At 66.7% G+C, this 24,291-nt stretch carries 23 protein-coding genes and 1 pseudogene; 9 read left to right on the top strand and 15 right to left on the bottom strand.

Annotated features, from left to right (window positions below):
• Positions 1 to 145: 145 nt before the first annotated feature.
• The 3 genes and pseudogenes from C5E41_RS14820 to C5E41_RS14810 form a co-directional block, all read left to right on the top strand.
• Positions 146 to 790: a ComF family protein gene (locus C5E41_RS14820; RefSeq protein WP_181063250.1), complete on the top strand. Its 645-nt coding sequence runs from the start codon at positions 146 to 148 to the stop codon at positions 788 to 790.
• 262 nt (positions 791 to 1,052) lie between these two features.
• The gene (hpf, locus tag C5E41_RS14815; RefSeq protein ID WP_258080979.1) at positions 1,053 to 1,787 is read left to right on the top strand and encodes a ribosome hibernation-promoting factor, HPF/YfiA family; all 735 of its coding nucleotides are present in this window, start codon (positions 1,053 to 1,055) and stop codon (positions 1,785 to 1,787) included.
• Between the two features lie 14 nt (positions 1,788 to 1,801).
• Positions 1,802 to 2,060: pseudogene (locus C5E41_RS14810) on the top strand (beta-ketoacyl synthase N-terminal-like domain-containing protein); the annotation flags it as partial.
• Between the two features lie 144 nt (positions 2,061 to 2,204).
• Here C5E41_RS14810 and bluB read toward each other — a convergent pair.
• From bluB to C5E41_RS14780, 6 genes are all read right to left on the bottom strand, one after another.
• Positions 2,205 to 2,834, bottom strand: coding sequence for a 5,6-dimethylbenzimidazole synthase (bluB, locus tag C5E41_RS14805; RefSeq protein WP_104376417.1), 630 nt, complete (start codon positions 2,832 to 2,834; stop codon positions 2,205 to 2,207).
• An 88-nt stretch (positions 2,835 to 2,922) separates the two neighbouring features.
• Positions 2,923 to 4,179, bottom strand: a complete 1,257-nt coding sequence (locus C5E41_RS14800; protein ID WP_104376416.1) for a fatty acid desaturase family protein — start codon at positions 4,177 to 4,179, stop codon at positions 2,923 to 2,925.
• Positions 4,180 to 4,274: 95 nt separating this feature from the next.
• Entirely contained in the window at positions 4,275 to 5,675 is a 1,401-nt protein-coding gene (locus tag C5E41_RS14795) for a fatty acid desaturase family protein (RefSeq protein WP_104376415.1), read from the bottom strand.
• 243 nt (positions 5,676 to 5,918) lie between these two features.
• Positions 5,919 to 7,088 (bottom strand): ferredoxin reductase, encoded by a 1,170-nt coding sequence (locus tag C5E41_RS14790; protein WP_104376486.1) that lies wholly within the window; start codon positions 7,086 to 7,088, stop codon positions 5,919 to 5,921.
• An 84-nt stretch (positions 7,089 to 7,172) separates the two neighbouring features.
• Positions 7,173 to 7,727, bottom strand: coding sequence for a DUF6912 family protein (locus C5E41_RS14785; RefSeq protein WP_104376414.1), 555 nt, complete (start codon positions 7,725 to 7,727; stop codon positions 7,173 to 7,175).
• Between the two features lie 40 nt (positions 7,728 to 7,767).
• Positions 7,768 to 9,189, bottom strand: coding sequence for a WS/DGAT/MGAT family O-acyltransferase (locus C5E41_RS14780; protein ID WP_104376413.1), 1,422 nt, complete (start codon positions 9,187 to 9,189; stop codon positions 7,768 to 7,770).
• A gap of 172 nt (positions 9,190 to 9,361) precedes the next feature.
• On the opposite strand from C5E41_RS14780, the gene C5E41_RS14775 reads away from it, so the two are divergent.
• Entirely contained in the window at positions 9,362 to 9,940 is a 579-nt protein-coding gene (locus C5E41_RS14775) for an Rv3235 family protein (RefSeq protein ID WP_146097561.1), read from the top strand.
• 252 nt (positions 9,941 to 10,192) lie between these two features.
• On the top strand, positions 10,193 to 13,030 hold the full coding sequence (gene secA / locus C5E41_RS14770) for a preprotein translocase subunit SecA (protein ID WP_104376411.1): 2,838 nt from the start codon (positions 10,193 to 10,195) through the stop codon (positions 13,028 to 13,030).
• A 387-nt stretch (positions 13,031 to 13,417) separates the two neighbouring features.
• On the opposite strand, the gene C5E41_RS14765 is transcribed toward secA, so the two are convergent.
• The gene (locus C5E41_RS14765) at positions 13,418 to 14,248 is read right to left on the bottom strand and encodes a class I SAM-dependent methyltransferase (protein ID WP_104376410.1); all 831 of its coding nucleotides are present in this window, start codon (positions 14,246 to 14,248) and stop codon (positions 13,418 to 13,420) included.
• 81 nt (positions 14,249 to 14,329) lie between these two features.
• On the opposite strand from C5E41_RS14765, the gene C5E41_RS14760 reads away from it, so the two are divergent.
• Positions 14,330 to 15,016: a winged helix-turn-helix transcriptional regulator gene (locus tag C5E41_RS14760; protein WP_104376409.1), complete on the top strand. Its 687-nt coding sequence runs from the start codon at positions 14,330 to 14,332 to the stop codon at positions 15,014 to 15,016.
• Here the strand turns inward: C5E41_RS14760 and C5E41_RS14755 are convergent, their stop codons facing one another.
• The 4 genes from C5E41_RS14755 to C5E41_RS14740 form a co-directional block, all read right to left on the bottom strand.
• Entirely contained in the window at positions 15,017 to 15,595 is a 579-nt protein-coding gene (locus C5E41_RS14755) for a Uma2 family endonuclease (RefSeq protein ID WP_104376408.1), read from the bottom strand.
• 85 nt (positions 15,596 to 15,680) lie between these two features.
• The gene (rsgA, locus tag C5E41_RS14750; RefSeq protein ID WP_104376407.1) at positions 15,681 to 16,682 is read right to left on the bottom strand and encodes a ribosome small subunit-dependent GTPase A; all 1,002 of its coding nucleotides are present in this window, start codon (positions 16,680 to 16,682) and stop codon (positions 15,681 to 15,683) included.
• Positions 16,679 to 17,998: a 3-phosphoshikimate 1-carboxyvinyltransferase gene (gene aroA, locus C5E41_RS14745; RefSeq protein WP_104376406.1), complete on the bottom strand. Its 1,320-nt coding sequence runs from the start codon at positions 17,996 to 17,998 to the stop codon at positions 16,679 to 16,681. Before aroA ends, rsgA begins: the two co-directional genes overlap by 4 nt.
• A 195-nt stretch (positions 17,999 to 18,193) precedes the next feature.
• Positions 18,194 to 19,729, bottom strand: a complete 1,536-nt coding sequence (locus tag C5E41_RS14740) for an aldehyde dehydrogenase family protein (protein WP_104376405.1) — start codon at positions 19,727 to 19,729, stop codon at positions 18,194 to 18,196.
• Between the two features lie 146 nt (positions 19,730 to 19,875).
• Between C5E41_RS14740 and C5E41_RS14735 the strand changes: the two genes are divergently transcribed.
• The gene (locus C5E41_RS14735; RefSeq protein WP_104376404.1) at positions 19,876 to 20,730 is read left to right on the top strand and encodes an SOS response-associated peptidase; all 855 of its coding nucleotides are present in this window, start codon (positions 19,876 to 19,878) and stop codon (positions 20,728 to 20,730) included.
• Positions 20,731 to 20,756: 26 nt separating this feature from the next.
• Here C5E41_RS14735 and C5E41_RS14730 read toward each other — a convergent pair whose 3' ends face one another.
• The 3 genes from C5E41_RS14730 to ybaK all read right to left on the bottom strand — a co-directional run bounded on the left by C5E41_RS14730 (position 20,757) and on the right by ybaK (position 22,596).
• Positions 20,757 to 21,116 (bottom strand): hypothetical protein, encoded by a 360-nt coding sequence (locus C5E41_RS14730; protein ID WP_104376403.1) that lies wholly within the window; start codon positions 21,114 to 21,116, stop codon positions 20,757 to 20,759.
• Between the two features lie 353 nt (positions 21,117 to 21,469).
• Entirely contained in the window at positions 21,470 to 21,970 is a 501-nt protein-coding gene (locus C5E41_RS14725; protein WP_104376402.1) for a MarR family winged helix-turn-helix transcriptional regulator, read from the bottom strand.
• 128 nt (positions 21,971 to 22,098) lie between these two features.
• Entirely contained in the window at positions 22,099 to 22,596 is a 498-nt protein-coding gene (gene ybaK / locus C5E41_RS14720) for a Cys-tRNA(Pro) deacylase (protein WP_104376401.1), read from the bottom strand.
• A gap of 469 nt (positions 22,597 to 23,065) precedes the next feature.
• Between ybaK and C5E41_RS14715 the strand changes: the two genes are divergently transcribed.
• Together C5E41_RS14715 and rsrA are read left to right on the top strand one after the other, a co-directional pair.
• Entirely contained in the window at positions 23,066 to 23,680 is a 615-nt protein-coding gene (locus C5E41_RS14715; protein WP_181063254.1) for a sigma-70 family RNA polymerase sigma factor, read from the top strand.
• A gap of 44 nt (positions 23,681 to 23,724) precedes the next feature.
• The gene (rsrA, locus tag C5E41_RS14710) at positions 23,725 to 23,991 is read left to right on the top strand and encodes a mycothiol system anti-sigma-R factor (protein WP_104376484.1); all 267 of its coding nucleotides are present in this window, start codon (positions 23,725 to 23,727) and stop codon (positions 23,989 to 23,991) included.
• Between the two features lie 105 nt (positions 23,992 to 24,096).
• Here the strand turns inward: rsrA and C5E41_RS36180 are convergent, their stop codons facing one another.
• Positions 24,097 to 24,171, bottom strand: coding sequence for a 50S ribosomal protein bL37 (locus C5E41_RS36180; RefSeq protein WP_369801531.1), 75 nt, complete (start codon positions 24,169 to 24,171; stop codon positions 24,097 to 24,099).
• Between the last annotated feature and the right edge of the window lie 120 nt (positions 24,172 to 24,291).

The raw sequence follows: 24,291 nt of genomic DNA, 5'->3' as shown, positions 1-24,291 counted from the left end.
AGGCGAAACTAACTTCTACAATCACCACCGAGCCCGCTCCGCAATCGGAGGACGGCCACCAGTCGCCCGACTGACCAACCTCCCTGAACATCACAGTTGGTCCGCGCGAGCGCTACCTGTCGGTGGCCTCGGCCAGACTGGGCCGATGCGGACGCTGCTGGATTTGGTCCTGCCGCAGTACTGCGGGGGATGTGGATCGGCCGGAATCGGATGGTGCGGGGAATGTGCCGCGACACTGAGCGCGCAGCCGATGCGGGTATGGCCGCGCACCGACCCGGGGGTGCCGTGCTGGGCGTTGAGTGGATACGCGGGTCCGGCGCGGCGCGCCGTGGTGGCGGCCAAGGAATCGGGCCGCCGGGATCTGATCGCACCGCTGGGCCGGGCTCTGGCCCGCGGTATCGGCCTGCTGCGTGCTCCCGGCCGCCCGCTGATTCTGGTTCCGGCGCCCAGCCGCCGGGTCGCGGCCCGGCGCCGTGGAGGCGATCCGGTCCTGCGGACGGCGCGCGTCGCGACCGGTTGGCTGTCCGATTGCCATCTCGCACCCGTGCTGTGGACACGCGGTGAGGTACGGGACTCCGTCGGACTGAGCGCGCGAGCGCGCCGGGACAATCTGGCGGGCCGGATCGTCGGCCGCATCGGCGCGACGTCGGTCCTGCGGACACTCGCGGCTGCCGACATCGTGCTGGTAGACGATGTTCTCACCACGGGCGCGACCGCGGCCGAATCGGTGCGGGTTCTGGCGCTGGCCGGGCTGAACGTGCGTGCCGTGATGGTGACATGCGCCGCGTGAGTGGGAGAAATTTGCGTGAACAGTGGCGGACGGATCGTTGGCGTAATAGCGTTGCTGACAGAGCGATCTGACACCCGAACCCAGAGTTTGGAGGTGGCTACTCGGACGACTTCGTACCGAGCATTCCGGCATGAGTGGCGGGCCACGGGTGGCAGGTTGCAAGCCCTTTCCGAATCCCGCGCAACCTCTCTCCGGTCGGCTCGGTGCGGTTGCTAACCCGCCGCACATGAATCGGTTGTGCGGCCAGATCCGGGAGGTACGCGTGACGACTTCACGACCTTCAGTGAAAGAAGCAGATCCCTCGACCGGTACGGGCACCCAGTTGGGTTCCGGTGAACTGAACGGAGCCGAACAGACTATTTCGGATGTGCCCCGGACGCCCGATGCGGACGTCGTGGTCAAGGGACGTAACGTCGAGGTACCCGATCATTTCCGCATTCACGTCGCGGACCGACTCTCCCGTCTCGAACGGTTCGACCCGTCGATATACCTCTTCGATGTCGAGCTGTTCCATGAACGAAACCGCCGCCAGCGCAAGAACTGTCAACGTGTCGAGATCACCGTGCGCGGCAAGGGCCCGGTGGTCCGGGCCGAAGCCTGTGCCGACAGTTTCTACGGCGCACTGGAATCCGCGGTGGTCAAACTCGAGGCCCGATTGCGGCGCAGCAAGGATCGCCGCCGGGTGCACTACGGCGAGAAGACACCGGTATCGGTCGCCGAGGCGACAGCCGCGCTGGCCGAGGACACCCTTCCCGCCGGCGCCGACGGATTCGAGTCGGCCGACCGCGCCGACACCGAATCGAGCGAGTACGCCGGGCCGGGGCATATCGTGCGCACCAAGGTCCATTCCGCCACTCCGATGTCGGTGGACGACGCGCTGTATCAGATGGAACTCGTCGGCCACGATTTCTTCCTCTTCCACGACCGCGAGACCGACCGACCGTCGGTGGTCTATCGGCGCCACGCCTTCGACTACGGGCTGATCAGGCTGACCTAACGAGTTTTCGGGAGCTGGACGGCCGGGGCCGAGACGCCCCGGCCGTTCGTCAGGTGCGGGCGATGGTGTGGGGCGGGGTGATCCTGCCGAGTGCGGCGCCCAACGTCGCGCGGGAGATCGCTCTGGATCGAGGCCTCGACCACAGTTGCGAGGGCTACACGGTGACCCCGGGCGTGCGCCTCCGGACTGCAGGCCGTGACCGCGGCGGCGGCCGCCATCGAACGCGGGGAATACGACATCATGGTCGCCGGCGGCAGCGATTCCACCAGTAATCCCTTCGGCGCCACCGGTGCCGGCATGGTGACGACCATGGCCAACGAGCTGGCGCTCAGCGGGAAGAGCGCTGCGCTGCTGGGCATCTGCGCCGCGGGAGGGCCACGGCGCAGATGCCGTCCTCGAACGGGTGTAGGCGGGGCGCTAGTACCGCTCCCAGTGGATCGCGTCGTCGAGGGGACGCCGGTCGCGCCAGCCGAACCGTTCCAGATCCGGCGTGTGCTGGAATTCGTGCACGGGGCCGATGCACAGCCACGCGACGGGACGAATGCCGGCGGGCAGCTCGATCAATTCGGTGAGCAACGGTGCGTCGTAGAAGCTCACCCAGCCGACGCCCACCCCTTCGGCGGTCGCGGCCAGCCATAGGTTCTGGATCGCGAGAACCGTAGAGTACAAACCGGTTTCGGGAACCGTCGCGCGACCGAGGATCTGCGGTCCGCCGCGACTGTCGTCGTGGGTGACGACTATCCCGGTGCCGCTCTCGGTGATGCCCTCGATCTTGATCGGCTCGAAAGTGCGGGCCCGCTCCGGTGGCAGGCAATCGCGGAATTCGATGCGCTTCTCGGCGACGTGTGCGGCGAAGCGCGCCAATGTCGCCGGGTCACGCACGACGACGAAATCCCACGGCTGCGAATTGCCGACGCTGGGTGCGCGATGGGCCGCGTCGAGGATTCGGAGCAGGGTCGCATCGTCGACGAGATCGCCGGTGAATTCGGCACGAACATCGCGGCGCCGCCGGATCACGTCGTAGATGCTGGATTCTTGCGTTGACACCGGTTCAGTCAATCAGGCCCGGACGCCGGCAGACGAAAGGGGCTCCCCGGAGATCGAATCCGGAGAGCCCCTTCTGTTCGGTGATTGCTCAGGCGGCCGAGCCGACCGTCTGCCGACGTTCCGCCACCCGGCGCTTGCCTTCCCTCAGCGCGGTGCGCAATCCGCGCCGGCGCCCGGTTACCGGGTCGACCGTGCCGATGCCGCCGAATGCGCGCTCGGACTTGGTCTCCGGAGCGTCGTCGGTACCACGGCGCAAATATTTGTTGGGCACCGACAGCTTGATGATGGTGCGCCACGATTTCGCATACTGCACCGGCAGCGAGCCGCTGGTGTAGGGCAGATCGTATTTGTCGCACAATTCCCGCACGCGCACCGAGATGGCCCGCAGCCGGTTGCTCGGCAGGTCCGGGAACAGGTGGTGCTCGATCTGATGGGAGAGGTTGCCGGTCATGAAATGCATGACCGCGCCGCCGGTGATATTGGCGCTGCCCAGCATCTGGCGCAGGTACCACTCGCCCTGCGTTTCGTTGTCCACATCGCCCTTGGTGAACTTCTCCGCGCCGTCGGGGAAGTGGCCGCAGAAGATCACCGCGTTGGTCCACACATTGCGGACGATATTGGCGGTGATATTGGCCGTCAGCGTGGACAGGAAGGCCGGTCCGGTCAGCAGCGGGAAGATCAGATAATCCTTGGCCGCCTGCTTGCCGACCTTCTTCAGCACGACCTTGCGGTCCTGCTCGAATTGCCGGCGTTCCGGCGAATCGGCCGGCCACTTCTTCTTCGCGACCTTGCCCAGCTCCAAATGCTGGATGGCCACACCGTATTCGAAGAACATCTGCAGCAGCAGGTTGTAGATCGGCTGTCCGAGATAGAACGGCGTCCACCGCTGATCGCGCGTCACGCGCAGCAGGCCGTAGCCGATGTCGTCATCCATACCCAGCACGTTGGTGTACTTGTGGTGCAGGTAGTTGTGCGTGATCTTCCAGTGTTCCGACGGCCCGGCGTTGTCCCACTCCCAGTTGGAGGAGTGGATTTCCGGATCGTTCATCCAGTCCCACTGGCCGTGCATGACGTTGTGGCCGATCTCCATGTTCTCGATGATCTTGGCGGCCGACAACATCGCCGTGCCGGCCAGCCAGGCCGGCGGTAGGAAACTGGCGAACAGCGTGGCGCGACCCCCGATTTCCAGGGCGCGCTGCAAACGGATCACGTTACGGATGTAGCGGGCGTCGTTCTCGCCTCGGGAGGCCTCGATTTCGCGACGGATCGCATCCAGCTCCGCGCCGATCGCTTCCACATCCTCTGGAGTGAGGTGGGCGTATTCCTTGACATCCGAGATCGCCATGCTGGTTACACTACCGTAGGTTACGGTCCCGTAGGTTGTCTCTGGATCGATCACAGCTGTGGCGTATACCGCATTGTGATCGTAGCCGACATGGCTTAGGTTAGTCGCCTCCGTTTTTGCCGCAACCGGACGCGAACGGTCGCGCGTCCTCGCAGTCCGCGGCGCCGGAGTATCTGCTTCTCGGCCCGAGCTTTTTGCTGCAGAGCGAGCTTGGCTTCGCGCAGCGCCGCCTTTTCCTGCCGCGCCTTCTCGCGCAGTGCGGCCTTGGCTTCGACCAGTGCCGACCGCAATCCCTGCCGCCGCCCGGTGAGCGGGTCGACACCGAACAGTGGCTCCTCGGCACCGGCCGTCAACGAACGGGTCAGCAGCGAGAATTTGCGTTCCGACGACGTCTCCGGGGCGTCGTCGGCGGTACGGCGGAGGAATCGATCGGGCAGCGCCAGTTTGTGAATCGTGCGGAACGCCAACGCGTATTGTCTGCCCAGCGATCCCGTGGTGTACGGCAGGTCGTATTTGTCGCAGAGCTGACGGACCTGCTCGGCGATCTGCGGATACCGATTGCTCGGAATGTCCGGAAAGAGATGGTGCTCGATCTGGTAGCACAGATTGCCGCTCATGAACGCCATCGCCGGCCCGGCCCGGAAGTTGGCGCTGCCCAGCATCTGCCGCAGATACCATTCCGCCCGGGATTCGTCCGCGAACTGCTCCTGGGTGAATTTCTCGGCGCCGTCCGGGAAATGCCCACAGAAGATCACCGCGTACGCCCACAGATTGCGGATCAGGTTGGCCGTCGCGTTGGCCTTCAGTGTCGCCTTCCAGCCCGGACCACTCAGCAGCGGAAAGACCACGAAGTCCTTGGCGACCTGGCGGCCGGCCTTCCGCAGGAACTGCCGGTTGGGTTCGGACAGCAGTTCGCTGCGGGGAACTCCGGTCTGCAGTTTCTCGATTTTCAGATCGTGCAGGGCGATACCCCATTCGAAGAGCGCGGCCAGGATCAGATTCGCCACCGGCTGGGCGAGATTGATCGGCTTCCACTCTTCGTCGCGGGTCATGCGCAGGATGCCGAAGCCCACGTCGTCGTCCATGCCGACGATGTTGGTGTAGGTGTGGTGCGAGAAGTTGTGCGCCCGTTTCCACTGCCCGGAGGTGCCGGTCATGTCCCACTCCCAGCTGGTGGAGTGGATCTCCGGGTCGTTCATCCAGTCCCATTGCCCGTGGCTGATGTTGTGCCCGAGTTCCATGTTCTCGATGATCTTGGCCACCGACAACATCGCGGTGCCGGCGACCCAGGCCCATTTGTTGCGGCCGGCGAGCAGGACCGCCCGGCCCGCGGCCTCGAGTGTGCGCTGGGTCCGGATGGTGCGCCGGATGTAGGCGGCGTCGCGCTCACCCAGCGATTGCTCGACCGTACGGCGGATGGTGTCGAGTTCCTGCCCCAGTGTGTCGATATCGGCAGCCGTCAGATGCGAATACGCCTTGATGTCGGTGATGGCCACGGTCCTGCAATGCCTCCGCTTCGCTCCGGCGGTTTCGAATGAATGCCTCCGCATCGCGTCGGCGGGCCGGTATCGGATTGCCTCCGCTGCGCTTCGATGGAATGCCTCCGCCGCGCTTCGGTGAAATCGCTCCGCCGCGCTTCGGTGGGAGGTCTCGGTCTTGTCCTCTTCAGAGTATCGGTAACCGATGGTGATCGCTCGCGCCGCTGCGGGGCGAACGGGTGAACACCACCGGAACGCGACTCACACGTCCAGGGTGCAGTCGCCGGCCGCGGCCGAGATGCAGGTCTGCACCTTCTCCCCGGCCTGGTGTTCGGCGCCGTTGCGCAGGTCGCGCACGTGCCCGTCGGTCAGGGTGACCACGCAGGTCTGGCAGATACCCATCCGGCAGCCGAACGGCATCTGCACGCCCGCGGCCTCACCGGCCTCGAGCAGGCTGGTGGCGCCGTCGACCTCGGTGCTTCGATCGGTGCGGGCGAAGGTCACCGTGCCGCCCTCGCCGACCGCCGAACGCTCCACCTCGAACCGCTCGACATGCAGCTTGTCGCTGATACCCGCTGCGGCCCAATGCTTCTCGACATCGTTGAGCAGGCCGGCCGGACCGCAGGCCCAGGTTTCGCGCTCACGCCAGTCCGGGAACCGGCTGTCGAGATCGGCCAGATCGAATTTGCCCTGCTCACCGGTGAGGTGGACATGGGCGGTAAAGCCAGGATGCTTGGCGTGCAGCGCCCGCAGTTCCGCGCCGAACATGACGTCCTCGGCGGTCCGGGCGGAATGGATGTGCACGATGTCGTCCATCGCGTCGCCGTCGGTGCGGTCGGCCGCGCGGCGGTCCATGGTCCGCAGCATGGCCATCACCGGGGTGATGCCGCTGCCCGCGGTGATGAACAACACCTTCGCCGGCGGCGGCTCCGGCAGGACGAACCCGCCCTGTGGCGCGGCCAGGCGCACCACCGTGCCCTGCGGCACGCCGTTGACCAGGTGGCTGGACAGGAAGCCCTCCGGCATCGCCTTCACCGCGATCGAGATCACCCGTTCGGCGCGGTTGTCCGGATGGGTCCAGTCCGGCGGGCAGGTCAGCGAATACGACCGCCAGTGCCAGCGTCCGTCGACCAGGACTCCGATGCCGATGTACTGACCGGGGGTGAAGGTGAAATCGAAACCCCAGCCCGGCTTGATCACCAGGGTCACCGAATCGGCGGTCTCCTTGCGGACCTCGACGATCCGTCCGCGCAGTTCCCGCGCCGACCACAGCGGATTCACCAGATGCAGATAATCGTCGGGCAGCAGCGGGGTAGTGATGCGGGCGGCCGCGCCGCGCAGCGCGTCCAGGCGGGTCCGCCCGGCCATCTTCGCGTCGGCGACCGGGGCCTCGAGCCATGCCCGCAGGCCTTGTACCGATTTCGACACCATCGTGCGAATGCTCATTTCCTGTGATCACGCGCCTGCGGCGCACCCTTCGAGCCAAGGTTACGGCATCGTAGGTTAGCGGGCGGATCAGAGGAGGTCGAGCAGGAACGGCAACTCCTGTGCCGCGTACCAAGCCAGTTGGTGATCCTCCGCGTCGCCCAGCACGAATTCCGCGTCCGGATCGCCCAGATCGGCCGCGTCGATGACGTCGACGGCCTTCGCGACCTGCGGTTCGGCCTCGGCCAGGTCGACGTGCACCGAGGCGATGCGCTTGTAGGTGATCGGTCCGGACAGCCGGACCACCGCATCGTCGAGATCGGAGCGCAGGGTCGTGCCCGTCACATCGGCGGCGATGACGGCACGGCGGTAGACGGGCGCCGAATACGACGATCCGGCGTCTTCGGCGGCGTCCGGATCGGCATCGGCCGCCGATTCGGCATCGCCGTCTTCGGCATGCAGCAGGGCGGATTCGCGTTCCTCGGCGAGCAGCCGCAGCGATGCGCGCGCCGCCTCGCCCATCGCCACCTCGGACAGTTCCTCGTCGTCGCCGGAGGCGTAGGCCTCGCGCAACGCGGGGGTGACCGCGAAGGCGGTGTCGTTCACCGCGCGAATTTCGCGCTGCGCCACCAACTCTCGGAGCATGGCGATGGTGGCCGGGACATAGACGCGTAGCTTGCCCTGATCAGACGCAGGCACCGAGCATCTCCTCCATGGATTCGCGCACCGCCGCCGCCAGTACGGCGATATCGGCCATCGCCTCGCGGTCGGCATTGAGACCGTAGAACACACGTCCGTCGTAGGACGTGATTCCGATGCTCGACGCCTGATTGCGCAGCAACGGCGATACCGGATACATCTCCAGCATCCGTGCGCCGCCGATGTACATCGGCCGCTGCGGACCCGGGGCGTTGGTGATCACCAAGTTGAATGTGTGTTCTGCGAACGTACTCGCCGCCCGCACACTCATCGCGTGCAGGCTGGCCGGGGCGAAGCCGGCCAAGTGAACCAGGGTGCGCGCCCGCACGCCACGCCGATGCCGGGAATTCTCGGCCGTGGCATGCGAGATGTGCGACAGCCGCATCACCGGATTCTGCTCTCCCACCGGCAGATCGATCAGGAACGAGGAGACCTCGCTGGACGGGCGCACGGTGTCGTCGGGCGGCCCGTCGACGTAGACCGACATCGGCACCACCGCTCGCAGCACCGCCGATCCGACCAGCACCTCACCGCGTGATTGCAGGAATATCCGCAGCGCGCCGGTCACCACGGCCAGGATGGCGTCGTTGATGGAACAGCCGAAGTGTCGTCGAATGAGGCGATAGTCCTCGAGGTCGGTCCGTGCGATATCGAACCGGCGGCACCGCGAGATCGAGGTGTTGAAGGGGCTGTCGGGCGCCGTCCGCCCGGCCGCGCGCACCCGATTGACCGCAGCGTCGACCGCCTTGCCCGCGGCCGCCAGCACCGCCGACGCGTTGGCGCCGGCATCGCGGACGACTTCCCACGCCGTCGCGGGCTGGGTCGCCATTTCGGCCAGCGACATACCCAGCAGTTCCATGTCGCTGGGTTCGCGGTGGGCCACCCAGGTATCGGGTGCGACCACCCGCGGCGAGGGCCCCGAGTCCAGGATGACGTGGCCGATCTCGAGCGCGGTCTCACCGTCTACCAGCGCCGAATGGGTTTTGGTGAAGATCGCGCAGCGGTCCTCGGACAGGCCTTCGATCAGGTACATCTCCCACAGCGGCCGGCTCGGGTCGAGCGGTCGCGACGACAGCCGCCCGACCAGTTCGTAGAGCTGCTCGTCGGAGCCCGGAGCCGGCAGCGCCGATCGCCGCACGTGATAGGTGAGGTCGAAGCGGCTGTCCTCGACCCAGACCGGGCGCCCTACTTTGAACGGGACCTCGCGGACCTTGCGGCGGTAGCGCGGCACCATCGACAACCGGCTGTCGACCAGGTCCAGCAGCGTCTGGTAGTCCACGCACGCCGAACCGTCGCCGGGGTCCTCGGGGGCGACGCGCACGATCGCGAGAGAGCCGATGTGCATGGGATTGCTACTCGACTCGAGCCGGAAGAACGACGCGTCCTGCGGCGTCAGTCTCGTGATCACGCTGTCCGAGCTCCTCTCCGTTGCCGCTCTCCATTGTGGAGTGACACAAACCATCTGCGCGTGACTGTGTGGGACTTGTCGCGTCGGCGTCGGAATTCCGCCGTCGCCGACGCCGGGCATGGCATGCTGGTTCGATCCGTGCCCAAGCATGCCGACCCAGGGGGAGTGTCGAATGCTCGAGTCTTCTGCAAGCCCGGTATACACCCGCCGCGCCCGCCGCGCGCCGGTATTCGAACCGCCGTTGGATCCGAGGAGTTCCGGTAATCCGAGGAGTTCCGGTGATCTAACTGCTGGTAAGCCGCTCGATCGGGGGACGGCCGAGCACGCTGTGCCGCGACTGCGGACGCCGCGCCGGTCCGCGCACGACGGCCGCTCGCCGGGCTCCGGCGCCGGTGTGCCGGTGTCGTCCGAAATCTCCGGCGGCAACGACAGTGGTTCGGCCGCAGCGTATTTTGCGGAGCGGTCGCTGCGGCTGGTACTCGAGGTCGTCGACGGGCGGCGTCCGCTGGGGCAGTTGCGTCCGGTGGTGGAGCCGACCGTGCTGGCCGCCGTCGAAACGCTCGCCCGCACCGCCGCCGCGGAGCGCCGTCTCGGTACGGCGGTGCTCGTGACCGTGAAGCTCGCCGAGGTCACCGCGAGCGCTGCGGAGGTGTGCGGCGGATACGAGCGGGGGCAGCGCCGTTTCGCCGTCGCCGCGCGTTTGGTTCTGCGCCGCGGACGGTGGCGAGTGAGTGCCCTGCGCATGCGGTGATCGCGGCCGCGTGTCGTGCCGAAGTGTGATCGATCACTGCCGGGCGCCGCTGGGCCACCGCTGTCCGTGGATGTTCTGACACGGCGGCGCCTACGATGGAGGCCGCATTACCATGGACGATGCCGCTTATCCGCGCGCCGGGAATTTCGCCCATACGATGTGGCGGGGGCTTCGGTATGCCGCGAGTAGTGCGGTGTGCCGAGGATGTAGCACTGCAAGACGACAACATCGACCAGAGGACTGACGAGACCCGTGCCTGCGCTGACACTGACGAGGTTGCTACGTTTTGGTGAGGGTCGCACCGTCAAGCGGCTCGCGCATCTGGCCGACGAAGTTCTCAGTCTGGACGACGAGTACGCCGATCTCACCGACGCCGAACTGCGAGCCAAAACCGACGAATTCAAACAGCGTTACGTCGACGGCGAATCCCTGGACGAGTTGCTGCTCGAGGCTTTCGCCGCCGCTCGCGAGGCCTCCTGGCGCGTGCTGAATCAGAAGCATTACAAGGTGCAGGTGATGGGTGGCGCGGCCCTGCACATCGGCAATGTCGCCGAGATGAAAACCGGTGAAGGTAAGACGCTCACCTCGGTGCTGCCCGCCTATCTCAACGCGATCAGCGGCGACGGTGTCCACATCGTCACCACCAACGACTACCTGGCCCGTCGTGACTCCGAATGGATGGGCCGCGTGCACCGTTTCCTCGGCCTGCAGGTCGGCGCGATCCTGTCCGGGATGAGCCCCGCCGAGCGGCGAGCGGCCTACAACGCCGACATCACCTACGGCACGAACAACGAATTCGGCTTCGATTATCTGCGCGACAACATGACCCATTCGCTGGACGATCTGGTCCAGCGCGGGCACAACTTCGCCGTGGTCGACGAGGTCGACTCGATTCTGATCGACGAGGCCCGGACGCCGCTGATCATTTCCGGCCCGGCCGATGCGTCGAGTAAGTGGTATGCCGAATTCGCCCGTATTGCACCGCTTCTCAAGAAGGATGTGCACTACGAGGTCGACATCAAAAAGCGCACTATCGGCGTGCACGAGGCCGGTGTCGAATTCGTCGAGGACCAGCTCGGTATCGACAATCTGTACGAGGCCGCCAACTCGCCGCTGGTCAGCTATCTGAACAACGCGATCAAGGCCAAGGAACTCTACGTTCGCGACAAGGATTACATCGTCCGCAACGGCGAGGTCATCATCGTCGACGAATTCACCGGCCGCATTCTGGTCGGCCGTCGCTACAACGAGGGCATGCACCAGGCCATCGAGGCCAAAGAGGGCGTGGAGATCCAGCCGGAAAATCAGACGCTGGCCACCATCACGCTGCAGAACTATTTCCGCCTGTACGGCAAATTGTCCGGTATGACCGGTACCGCCGAAACCGAGGCGGCCGAGCTCCACCAGACCTACGGTCTCGGTGTGGTGCCGATCCCCACCAACAAGCCGATGATCCGCATGGATCAGGCGGACCTGATCTACAAGACCGAGGAATCGAAATTCGCCGCGGTCGCCGACGACATCGCCGAGCGGCACGAGAAGAACCAGCCGGTGCTGATCGGTACCACCTCGGTGGAGCGGTCGGAGTACCTGTCGAAGTTGCTCACCAAGCGCGGAATTCCGCACAACGTGCTGAACGCGAAGTTCCACGAACAGGAAGCGCAGATCATCGCCGAGGCCGGCCGCCCGGGCGCGGTCACCGTGGCGACGAATATGGCCGGTCGTGGTACCGACATCGTGCTCGGCGGTAACCCCGACATCATCACCGATACGCTGCTGCGCCGGCAGGGCCTGGATCCGGTCGAGACGCCGGACGAGTACGAGGCCAACTGGCTGCCCGCGCTGGAGCAGGTCAAGCGGCAGGTCGAAGACGACGCCGATCTGGTGCGCGACGCCGGCGGCCTCTATGTGCTGGGCACCGAGCGGCACGAGTCGCGGCGTATCGACAACCAGTTGCGCGGTCGTGCCGGCCGCCAGGGCGACCCGGGTGAATCGCGCTTCTACCTCTCGCTCGGCGACGAGTTGATGCGCCGCTTCAACGGTGCGGCCCTGGAGTCGATCATGACCCGGCTCAACCTGCCCGACGACGTGCCGATCGAGGCCAAGATGGTCTCGCGTGCGATCAAGAGCGCCCAGACCCAGGTCGAACAGCAGAACTTCGAAATCCGCAAGAACGTTCTGAAGTACGACGAGGTGATGAACCAGCAGCGCACCGTCATCTACGCCGAGCGCCAGCGCATCCTGGCCGGCGAGGATATGGAGGGCCAGGTTCAGTCGATGATCACCGACGTGATCACCGCCTACGTCAACGGTGCCACCGCCGAGGGCTACGTCGAGGACTGGGATCTGGCCAAGCTGTGGACGGCGCTCAAGACGCTGTACCCGGTGGGCATCGAATACCAGGATCTGACCGGTGAAACCGTAGACGGTGAGATCGGCGAGCTGACCCGCGAGGAACTGCTCGACGCCATTCTCGAGGACGCCCACGATGCCTACGCGCGGCGTGAGAAGGAGATCGACGATCTGGCCGGCCCGGGCAGTATGCGCAACCTGGAGCGCCAGGTGCTGCTGTCGGTCCTGGACCGCAAGTGGCGCGAACATCTCTACGAGATGGACTACCTCAAGGAGGGCATCGGCCTGCGCGCGATGGCGCAGCGCGATCCGCTCGTCGAATACCAGCGCGAGGGTTTCGACATGTTCTCCGCCATGCTCGAGGGCCTGAAGGAGGAGTCGGTCGGCTTCCTGTTCAACCTCCAGGTGGAGGTTCAGCAGGCTCCCGAACCGCAGCCTGCGGTAGACCCCGGCCTGCGGTCCCCGGTCGGTGCGATGCATCCGGCCCCCGCCGTACCCCAGGGCAACGGCGCCGCCGACAACGCCCCGGCGGCCCTGCGCGCCAAGGGAATCGACGAATCCGGCCCGCGCGGCCTCAGCTTCTCCGGTCCGGACGAGGGCGGCCACGCCGAAGTCCGCAGTGCCGCTCAGGAATACGGCGACACCCCCTCGACCGGCATGACCCGCCGGGAGCGCCGTGAAGCGGAACGTGACCGGGCCAGGCAGTCCAAGCCTCCGAAGTCCAAGCGCCGCCGGTAATTTCGGCGAATGAGGCGGCCGGTTCACCGATCAGGTGGGCCGGCCGCTTTCGTGAAGGGGCGGATGCGTCCTCGGCGACGCCATGGGTGAACCCAAGTGGCCTGGCCGACACCGCAACGCGCCTCCGAGGGAGTGCGTGAGCGTCTACAGGGCGGCTTCGGAGTGCTGTTCGTAGCGCTCGCGGGCCGCGTGGACCTGATCCATGTTGTCCTCCGCCCAGTCCTTGACGGCACGCATCACGGGCTGTGACTTCTCAACAACGGGAATGAGCAGGTGGGCGAACGGCTAATCCGGCGCATACGGTCGGCTTCGTCGAAGGCCGGTTCGCACACAGCCGGGTGGCTCCGTCGAATATCCGGCCGCCCGCGCGGCGAAACGGAACGGTGATCACGCCCGCCTGCCGGTGACCAGGAGATACTCCCAGCGCATCCGCCCGCCGCCGAGATCGTGGCGAGCGGCCAGGTCGGCGAGGGCGCGGTCCAGTTCGGCAGTGCGGTCCGGGTCGCCGGCCAGGGCTTTGTACACGGCGACCGTGGGACCGTAGTTCGTTTTGAAGAAGTCACGGAACCGGTCCCCATCGGCGAAACACTCCACCGTCGCGAATTCGCGCTGCATGTGCAGGTCGGTGACGCGGTCGGCGAACAGTTCCCGCACGTGGTCGGCGGTGCCCCAGAGCAGCGGCGATTGTGCGCCGGGCGGCGGTGGCGGCGCGAACCGTTTCGTGATGGCGAACATTTCGCCGATGAATCCCTCCGGCGTCCAGTTGATCAGCCCGATCGTCGCGTTCGGTGCGGTCACTCGGAGCAGTTCGTCGGCGGCTGCCCGATGCGACGGGGCGAACATGATGCCGACGCAGGACATGGCGACGTCGAATCGGCCGTCGTCGTACGGCAGTGCCTGGGCGTCGGCGGTCTGCCAGGTGAGGCGGACACCGCGGGCGGCCGCGGCGGCCCGGCCCGCCTCGAACATTTCCGGCGTCAGGTCACTGGCGATGACGTCCGCGCCGGTTTCGGCCGCCGGAATGGCCGCATTCCCCGCTCCGGCGGCGATGTCGAGCACTCGCCGGCCGGGACCGATATCGCAGGCTCGAACCAGGCGCCGGCCCAGGCCGGGGATAACGGTCTCCGCGACCCGGGGATAGTCGCCGAGGGCCCAGAGTGCGTGTGTGCGTTCGGTGAGGTCGATGGGTGATTGCTGGGTGTGGTGGATAGCTGTCATATCACAAGCATCCGGCGGCCGCGGTAGGACCGGCCAGTTCAACATCTGTACCCGGGGCGCGCCGAGTGGTCTACTGGTGGTGTGTCCGGCTACGGGGAGTTCTGCCCGATCGCCAAGGCAATGGACGTCCTCGACGAGCGGTGGACGTTGCTGGTCGTGCGCGAATTACTCTTGGGCAGTACGCATTTCAACGAGTTGCGGCGGGGCAATCCGAAGATGTCGCCCGCGCTACTGTCGCGGCGTCTACGCTCGCTGGAGCGGTCGGGGGTGCTGCGTCGCGAGATCGGTGCGGATGGACGCGCCGCCTACATCCTGACCGAGGCCGGACGGGAACTGTCGACCGTCGTACAGGCGCTCGGAACGTGGGGGGTGCGCTGGATCGGCGATCTCGGCGACCGGGATCTGGATCCGCACCTGTTGCTGTGGGATATCCGCCGCACGATACCGGTCCGGGCGTGGCCCGATGAACGGACGGTCCTGGCGGTCGAGTTCACCGACGTACCCGGCAAGGAGGCGCACTGGTGGCTGTTGGTCGAGCGGGGTACGGCGGCGATCTGCGACTACGACCCTGGTTTCGAGGTCGCGGCCACCGTGCGTAGCACGCTGCGGCAGCTCACCGAGATCTGGCGCGGCGACCGGACCTGGGCAGCGGCGCTCCGGGACGAAACGACCGAGATCGTAGGCCCGGCGTCGATTCGGCGGCAGGTACCGCAATGGCTCGGGCAGGCGACCCTGGCGGCGACTCCGCGCCCGGAACGCGCGGACTGATCACATCCGCTGATACTCGGTAAGGTCGATGTCCAGCTCGAACGGCACCGACAGTGCGAGGCGATCGTGGTGGATGCCGGTGGGAGTGTATTGGCCGGTGGCCGGGTCCAGTTCGTAGCTATAGACCACCGCGCGACCGTCGTCATTTTCCACACGCCAGAAATGGGGGATTCCGGCGCGCGCATACAACTGCGGTTTGCGTTCGCGGTCGCGCACAATCGAATCCGGCGAAACGACTTCGACCGCCAGGACGACATCCTCGGGCAGATAGGTGGTCTGATCGGCCCCACGATCCGCCGATTCGTGGACGACGATAAGGTCCGGCTCCGGGCGTTGCCGAGGGCCCAGTGTCACCGTCATTTCCCGGCGAACCCGAAGGGCGGAGGGCGCTGAGGATCGCAGCGCGGATACGAGCAGATCGATTACCAGTGCATGGAATCTCATCTGCGGGCTCACGAAGACGAGACTCCCATCGATCAGCTCGGTGTGCGGGGGCAGGTCGGGCAGCTTGTCCAGGTCATCGGCGGTATAACCGCCGGGCGGCGGGACGACCCAGGCAGGCAGCGGCTCCGCGCTCATCAGCCCTCCCTCCTTGTCGGGACGTCTCGTGCAATGTCAAGTATCGCATTCCGCCGCCACATGCCCGCGCGCAGAACAAGAGGGTTCAGCTGCCGCCGACTGCCCAGGGATCGTTGGAATTCAGCGCGGTCAGCAACAGCCGGATCGCCGCCACCCGCCGCTCCTTGCCCGGCATTTCGTCCAGCGCGCATTCCGGGTCGGCGGGCGGACCGAGGTGGGTGCAGCCGCGGGGGCAGTCCTCGATGGCCTCGGACAGGTCGGGGAAGGCGGCGATCACGTCGTCGGGGGAGATGTGGGCGAGGCCGAAGGAACGGATGCCGGGGGTGTCGATGACCCAGCCGCCGCCGTCCAGCGGCAGGGCCACCGACTGAGTGGAGGTGTGGCGACCCTTGCCGACGCCGGAGACGGTGCCCACGGCTCGTTCCGCTTCGGGGACAAGGCGATTCACCAGCGTCGACTTGCCGACGCCGGAGTGGCCGAGCAGGCAGGTCAGCGAATTCCGAAGGAGTTCTCGAACGGGTTCCAGTGGATCGTCACGCCCGCCGTAGACGATGGTCAGATCCAGATCGGCGAATTCGGCGGCGAATTCGGAATCGGCGGCCAGATCGTGTTTGGTCAGGCATAGAATCGGTTGCAGCCCACCGGCATACGCGGCCACCATGGCGCGTTCGACGAAGCCGGTGCGGGGCGGCGGATCGGCCAGCGCCACGACGATGAACAACTGTTCGGCGTTGGACACCACGATCCGTTCGAAGGGATCGGTGTCATCGGCGGTGCGGCGCAACACCGTTCGGCGATCGGCGACGCGCACGATCCGCGCCAGCGTGTCGGGCCGGCCGGACAGGTCGCCGACCACGTCCACCCGATCGCCGACCACGATCGGCGTGCGGCCCAGTTCCCGCGCCCGCATCGCGACCACGCGGCGATCCGGATCGTCGCCGAGCACGCACCCCCACCGTCCCCGATCCACCGAAACAACCATGGCCGACACCGCATCTCGATGTTCCGGCCGGGTCTTGGTACGGGGACGCGAACCCCTGCCCGGGCGGACCCGGACATCGGATTCGTCGTACTCCCGGCGCCTCAGTGGGCCGCTCCCTCACCCGATAAGGCGCCGGCGCCCGCCAGCATCGAGTCCCACAGGGTGACGAATTCGGGCAGCGTCTTGGCGGTGGTGCCGATGTCCTCGATGCTCACCCCGGGCACGCGCAGGCCGAGAATCGCTCCCGCCGTGGCCATTCGGTGATCGGCGTAGGAATGCCACCGGCCGCCCTTCAGCGGGGTCGGCTCGATGCTCAGCCCGTCCTCGGTTTCGGTGACATTGCCGCCGAGGCGGTTGATCTCGGTGGTCAGCGCGGCCAGCCGATCGGTTTCGTGCCCGCGTAGATGGGCGATGCCGCGCAGCCGCGACGGAGAGTCGGCCAGTGCGGCGAGTGCGGCCACGGTCGGCGTCAGCTCGCCCACATCGTGCAGGTCGATATCGATGCCGGCGAGGGACTGCGGGCCACGCACGGTGAGCTTGCCGTCGTAGCGCCGCGCCTCGGCACCCATCCGGACCAGGATTTCGCGGATCACGTCTCCGGCCTGGGTGGTCAGCTGCGGCCAATGCGGAATCGTCACCTCGCCGCCGGTCACCGCCGCCGCGGCCAGGAACGGCGTGGCGTTGGACAGATCCGGCTCGACCTCCCAGTCGACGGCGTGGATCGGCCCGGGTTCGACGGTCCAGACCTGTTCCTTGCGCGGATCGGCCGGCGCCTCCACCCGGACCCCGGCCTGCCGCAGCATGTGCACCGTCATCTCGATATGCGGCATGGAGGGCAGCGGTGCGCCCTCGTGGTGCACGATGATCCCGGTCTCGAAATGCGCCGCCGACAACAGCAGCCCGGAGACGAACTGCGAGGAACCGGACGCGTCGATGGTGACCGGCCCGCCGCGCAGCGCCCCGGCGCCGTGCACGACGAACGGCAGGGTGTTGCCGTCGATGTCGACGCCGAGGCTGCGTAGCGCGTCGAGGATCGTGTGCAGCGGACGCAGCCGCGCCTGCTCGTCGCCGAAGAACGCGACATCGCCATGCGCCAGCGCGGCCACCGGCGGCAGGAACCGCATCACGGTGCCGGCCAGTCCGCAATCGACGGTGGCGTTGTGCAGTTGCGCCGGCGGGGTGACGGCGAGGGTGTCGCCGTCACCGGTGATTTCGGCGCCCATCGCGCGCAAGCCGGCGATCATCAGCTCGGTGTCCCGGCTGCGCAGGGCGCCGGAGATCGTCGAGGGGCGGTCGGCGAGCGCGGCCAGAATCAATGCCCGGTTGGTGATCGATTTGGACCCGGGCAGGGTGACGGTCGCGTGGACGGCATGGTCGATGTGGGGCGCGGGCCAGAAACTCACCGGACCATCTTCGCGCATGAGAGCTGAACCCGTGTGCAGGGAGCGCGGTTTTGTGATCTCCGACGTATGCTCGTTTAATTGCTGAACTCGGACAATTGCCGCCTCATGCGGGAACGCGCCGGTTTCCGCGGCCGATGTCACCCCACGATCGGGCCCGCACCGTTGGGTGCGGGCCCGATCGAGCGGCAGTGAGTACTTGGACGAGTACTCGGACTACTTGTGGCGGCCGTGCAGCAGCGGAACCACCTTGCGCAGCAGCTTCATGGTGCTCTTGGTGCGCTTGTAGCTCATCAGCGCCATACCCGGAATCGCGAAGCGCTGCACCGCGATCGAATGCGGGCTGGTGAACTCCAGCAGACCGGGCGCACCGTGGATGCGGCCGATACCGGAGTCGCCGACGCCGCCGAAGGGCAGCGACGCGATGGCGGCGAAGCCGAGCACCGAGTTGACCGAGGTCGCACCGGCGCGCAGGCGGCGGGCGATCTCGAGGCCGTGCTTGCGTGAGTAGACCGCCGACCCCAGGCCGTACTTCGAGTTGTTCGCCAGCTCGACCGCCTCGTCGATGGTGTCGACGGTGCGGATGGTGACGGTCGGGCCGAAGGTCTCCTCACAGACGGCGTCCGAACTCTCGTCGACATCGAGCAGGACCACCGGCTCGATGTACGGCGCGTGCACCGATTCCGGGCCGCCCAATACCGCGGTGCCGCCGTTGGCCAGTGCCGCTTCGATGTGCCGGCGCACGATGTCGACCTGCGACGGCATGGTCATCGGCCCGTAGGAAGCCTTCTCGTCGGAGCCGGCGTGCACGTCCGACAGGATCTTCTTGACCTCGGCCACGAACGGCTCGCGAATCGACTTGTCGACGTAGACGCGTTCCACGCCGGCGCAGGTCTGGCCGCTGTTCATGGTCGCGCCGTAGGCGACGGCGTCGGCCGCCGCGGCGATATCGGCGTCCGCGGCGACGATCACCGCATCCTTACCGCCGCATTCCAGCAGCACCGGAGTCAGTGTCTCGGCTGCGGCGACCATGATCTTCTTACCGGTCGCGGTGGAGCCGGTGAAGGCGATCTTGTCGACTCCCGCGCGTACCAGCGCGGCGCCGGTCGCGCCGAATCCGTTGATCGTGACGAAAACGCCCTCGGGCAGGCCGGGGTTGGCGTCCACGAACGCCTGGCCGACGAAATTGCCGATGGCGGTGGAGTATTCACTCGGCTTGAACACCACGGTGTTGCCGGCGGCCAGTGCGTAGGCCAGCGAGCCGTTGGGGGTGTAGACGGGGTAGTTCCACGGCCCGATCACGCCGACCACGCCCAGCGGGCACTGTTCGATCGACGCCGCGAAATTCGACATCAGCGCGCCGGGCGATACCTTCTTCGGCTCGAGAACCTTCTCGGCGTTCTTGGCGGCCCAGGCAATGTGTTCGAGAGCCAGCATCAATTCCAGGTACGCGTCGTCGCGCGGTTTACCGTTCTCGGCGTGGATCAGATCGCAGAATTCGTCGGCACGGGTGACGAGGCGGCTGGACCAGCGCAGCAGCGCCCGCTTGCGATCGGCGAAGCTGAGGCCGCCCCAGGTCGCGGCGGCCGCGCGGGCCTTGGCGACGGCCGCCCGCACCGCATCGTCGTCGGCGATGGGGTGGGTGGCGATGACCTCGCCCGTGGCCGGATTGAGTGAGGAGAACTCGGTGGGCCGATCGGATTCGGCTGCCTGTACCGACGCGGTGGCGGCGGTGGACTCGGTGGTGGACATGATTCGGCGACCCCTAATGAGAGAGTTGTAGCAAAAAGCTCTCATACTCGCGATGTGATGTCAATCGCCTTCAGTTGGTTTCGTCTCGTTGTGCGGGTATGGCCGAGCCTACGGATTCCGTCGGTCCCGGATGGCAGCATGGAGGTATGTGCGGCAGATATGCGACCACGGCGAATCCCGCCAGCCTGGCGGTCGAACTCGATGCCGTCGACGAGACCGCGAACGGTGCGCCGAGTGACAACGCCGCGGCAGGGAAATCGGCGCCCGGTGCGGGTGGCGCGAGTGCCGGCGACAAATCCGGAAACGGCGCCAACTACAACGTCGCCCCGACGAATCGGATTCTCACCGTCGTTCGCCGCCACGACCACGACCACCCCGACGACGACCCGGCGCTGCGGATTCGCCGCATGCGCTGGGGGTTGATCCCGGTCTGGACGAAGGCCGCCGAACCGGGGGTTCCGGCCAAGGGCAAGCCACTGTTCAACGCCCGCGCCGACCGTGCCGCCACCGCACCCTCGTTCCGGGATTCGGTGAAGAAGCGTCGCTGTCTGGTTCCGATGGACGGCTGGTACGAATGGCTCACCGAACCGCACCCCACCGGCTCCGGGAAGGCCGTGAAGCAGCCGTACTACATGTCGGATGCCCAGGGGCGCCGGTTGTACATGGCCGGCCTGTGGTCGGTGTGGCGGGATCCGGCGCAGCGGGATATGGCCCCGCTGCTGTCCTGCACGATCCTCACCACCGATGCGGTGGGCGATCTGACTCGCATCCACGATCGGATGCCGCTGATGATGCCGCGCGAACATTGGGACGCCTGGCTCGACCCCGACCGTCCGGCGCCGCGCGAACTGCTGGAACCTCCTGAGCCGCAGGTGATTTCGTCGATCGTCGCCCGGCCGGTGTCACCGCTGGTGAATTCGGTACGCAACAACGGCCCGCAACTGCTCGAACCGGTGGCGGGCGCGGGCGGTGAACAGGCCGGGCAGACCAGCCTGATCTGAACCCGGCCCTCGCTGCGCATCTGCCGCTATTCACATTTCACGGACGGCACCGCGATATTCAGTCCACATTTCACGATGTCGGCGCCCAGTTGGACGATCTTGGTGGTGGTGTCGGCGCCCAGTTCGATGATCTTGGTCGTCGTATCGCCGCCCAGCTTCTCGGCTTTCTCCGCCCTCGGATCCTTCTCCGGAGACCTCGGATCCTTCTCCGGTGAGCCGGGATGTTCGGCTTCGCCGCCCAGCGGATAGTTCGGGTTGTGGGCCGGCGTCACCACGCTCGGAGTGGCACTCGCGGGTGCGGCGGCCGCTGGACCGCATCCCAGGGCGAGCAGTGCGGCGCCGGCGGTCGCGACGAGCAGGCTTCGTACGTGCGGACGGTGGGTCATTTCGCATCACATCCTCGGTTCGAGACGAATCGGGGGAGAACGAACTGCTCGACAAGTAACGCACAGATACCGGTGTGCTTCGAGTGATTTATGTGAATGTCGTGTGTCCCGTCGCCAGTGTTGCCGCTGCGGCCTGTCACGCGCCACGACACGGGCGGCTCACTTCCCGGTGAGCCGTCCGTGATCCGCGGCGCAAACCCGTCGGCGCGCCGGAGTCGGTCGCGGGCCAGGTCGCGAAGGTCCTACCGGTCGGATCAAGTCCGTGGAGTCACCGCCGGATTCCGGTCGGCTCGCTCCGCCGCGGCGGTCTGTTCGGCGTTATCGCCGACCCTCGGCCGGGGTGGTGGTTGTGGTCACGAATTTTTATCCGTCGCAGCGCCTTTCGTGGGCGAGGGGAGGGTGAGTATCGCCGGGCGCGCGGCTTCGTAGTCGCCGACGAAGCGGTGCAGCAGGACCGCGAACTGCTCGCGGTCGGGGTCGTTCCAGTCGGTCAGGATGCGCTCGAGCATCTCGTTGCGCCGCGCGCGCAGCTGGGCGGCCATCTCCGTGCCGGCGTCGGTGACGATCAGGACGCTGGCACGGCCATCGCTGGGATCGGCCTCGCGGCGCAAGAGGCCGCGCTTGACCAGAGCCGCCACCTGGCGGCTGATCGTGGACGCATCGGAGTACATCGCCTCGGCCAGCGCGCCCGAGCGCATCGGGCCGTCGCAGAGCAGGCGGAAAATGATGCGGTAGGCCGAGAGGTCGATGTCGCCGTGTGATGCCGCTGCCGCCTGCGCGTTCGTCCGCTCCCGGATCCGCCCCAGGCGAATCAGCTGCTGTGCGATCCGATCGATCACCTGCTCGCTGTCCATATCGGACCTCCCACTTCCGCCCGATCGGCCGCATACTACTTGCATCAATCAACTATTTGTATACACCAACTAGTTGTTACATGCAAATATTTCCGATCCGGGGCGGTCGGAGCCCCGATTGGGAGAAATCAGGCGATGACGGGCGCTGTGACCGCGCCGGTCAATCGGATCAGCTCCGCGGGCGCGAGTTCGATCTCGAGGCCGCGCTTGCCGGCGCTGACGAGGACGCGATCCCAGGTCAGTGCGGATTCGTCCACCACGGTGGGGAGTGCGCGCTTCTGCCCCAGTGGCGACACCCCACCCAGGACATAACCAGTGATGCGCTGAGCCTTCGCCTTATCGGCCATGGCCGCCTTGGGTGCGCCCAGAGCCGCGGCCGCGGCCTTCAACGACAGCGAGTGCGGAACCGGGAGCACCGCGACCGCGGGCGTGCCGGTCGACAATTCGATGATCAACGTCTTGAAGAACTGAGCGGCCGTCACGCCGACCCGCTCCGACAGGGCGGTGACGGCCTCGTCCCCGTAGGAATCGTTGCGCGGATCGTGGGGATAGGAATGCACCGCATGCGGCACCTTCGCCTGGGTCAGTGCCCGGATCGCGGGTGTCGATGCGGCCATGCCGGCCACCCTAGCGGCGACGGTTCACCCCGGCAATCGCGTTTCGCCCGGGTGTGACGCGGCGTGGGAACACAGTGGAGGCCCCGCATGTTGCACGGTTCGCCAGCACAGCGCAGCTGCCTTCGCAGCCGCTCGAGATCGGAAAAGTTCGAAGGAGATGCCGGTGACCGTCCTCGTCGACGAACGCCCGGTAACGCCCGGCGACTCGCTGTCGTACCCGCTGATCGACATCATGATCCCGGACACCGGGTTCGATCGGCGACCCTCGCGCGCGGTAGATTCAGATGCTACGGCGACCGAAGGGACTTCCGTGACGAGCGACGACGAACTGGCGGCCGATCGCCCCCGCGGGGATACCGCGGGCGGTTCCCGACCGGAGGATATCGAGATCCCCGACGACCCGGTGGACGACGACCTCACGTCCGAGGATTCCGACGCTCGCGACGCCCAGGACGAGGACAGCGACGGCGATTCGACCGTGCGCTCCACGGCCGACGAGGCCGAACTCGCGCGGCGCTTCGAGCGGGACGCGCTGCCGCTGCTGGATCAGCTCTACGGTGCGGCCCTGCGGATGACCCGCAACCCGGCCGACGCCGAGGATCTGGTGCAGGAGACCTTCGCCAAGGCCTATCAGGGCTTCCGGTCCTTCCGGGAGGGCACCAACCTGCGGGCGTGGCTGTATCGGATCCTGACCAACACCTACATCAACTCCTATCGCAAGAAGCAGCGCCAGCCCGCGCAGTACCCCACCGACGAGATCACCGACTGGCAGCTCGCCGCCACGGCCGAGCACACCTCCACCGGTCTGCGCTCGGCGGAGATGGAGGCGCTGGAGGCGCTGCCCGACGACGACATCAAGGCGGCACTGCAGTCGCTGCCGGAGGAATTCCGCATGGCGGTGTACTACGCCGACGTGGAGGGCTTCCCCTACAAGGAGATTGCCGACATCATGGGGACTCCGATCGGCACCGTCATGTCCCGGCTGCATCGCGGGCGCAAACAGCTCAAGGGGCTGCTGGCCGATGTCGCGCGCGAGCGGGGGTTCGACCGGAACCGAACGGGCAACGGGGCGCGTCAGGAGGTAACCCAGTGAGCACCAGTGGGCACGAGCACGAGGATCGGGGCGCCGGGGACGAGATGGAACTGGACTGTTCGGCGGTTCTCACCGACGTCTGGCTGATTCTCGACGGTGAATGCGACGAGGCCACGCGGGCGCGATTGCAGCACCACATGGACCATTGCTCGCCGTGTATCGAGGCATACGGTCTGGAGGAGAAGCTCAAGCGTCTGCTGAGCCGCAAATGCGGTGGGGACCGGGCCCCCGAATCGCTGCGCGAGCGGCTCACTCTCGACATCCGGCGGTCGATCACCGTCACCGAAACCCGCGTCGACCGCGAGTCCTGACCGGAAACGCGAATGCGGCACGCCATCCGCGATGGCGTGCCGCATTGTCGTCTTCAGCAGTGCACCGAGTCCGCTGGGCGGTCCCGGGGCGCACGGCGAAACGGCTCAGGAGTTGGGCCGCTTGCCGTGGTTGGCCGCGTTCTTACGGCGGCTGCGCTTCTTACGCCCACGCTTACCCATCGGTATCTCCCTTCTGACCACACCAGGCTGGGGTGAACCCGCCTCAGGTGCGAGTTCCTGGGAGGAAAGGTTACATGCGTCCGCCGCTCACCCGGCAATCGGCCGGTGAGCGACCGGAAC

The sequence above is a fragment of the Nocardia nova genome (assembly GCF_002933465.1).
Taxonomy (GTDB): domain Bacteria; phylum Actinomycetota; class Actinomycetes; order Mycobacteriales; family Mycobacteriaceae; genus Nocardia; species Nocardia nova_B.
Note: the sequence above shows the minus strand (reverse complement) of the source record. Positions and strands in the feature narration are given on the sequence as shown.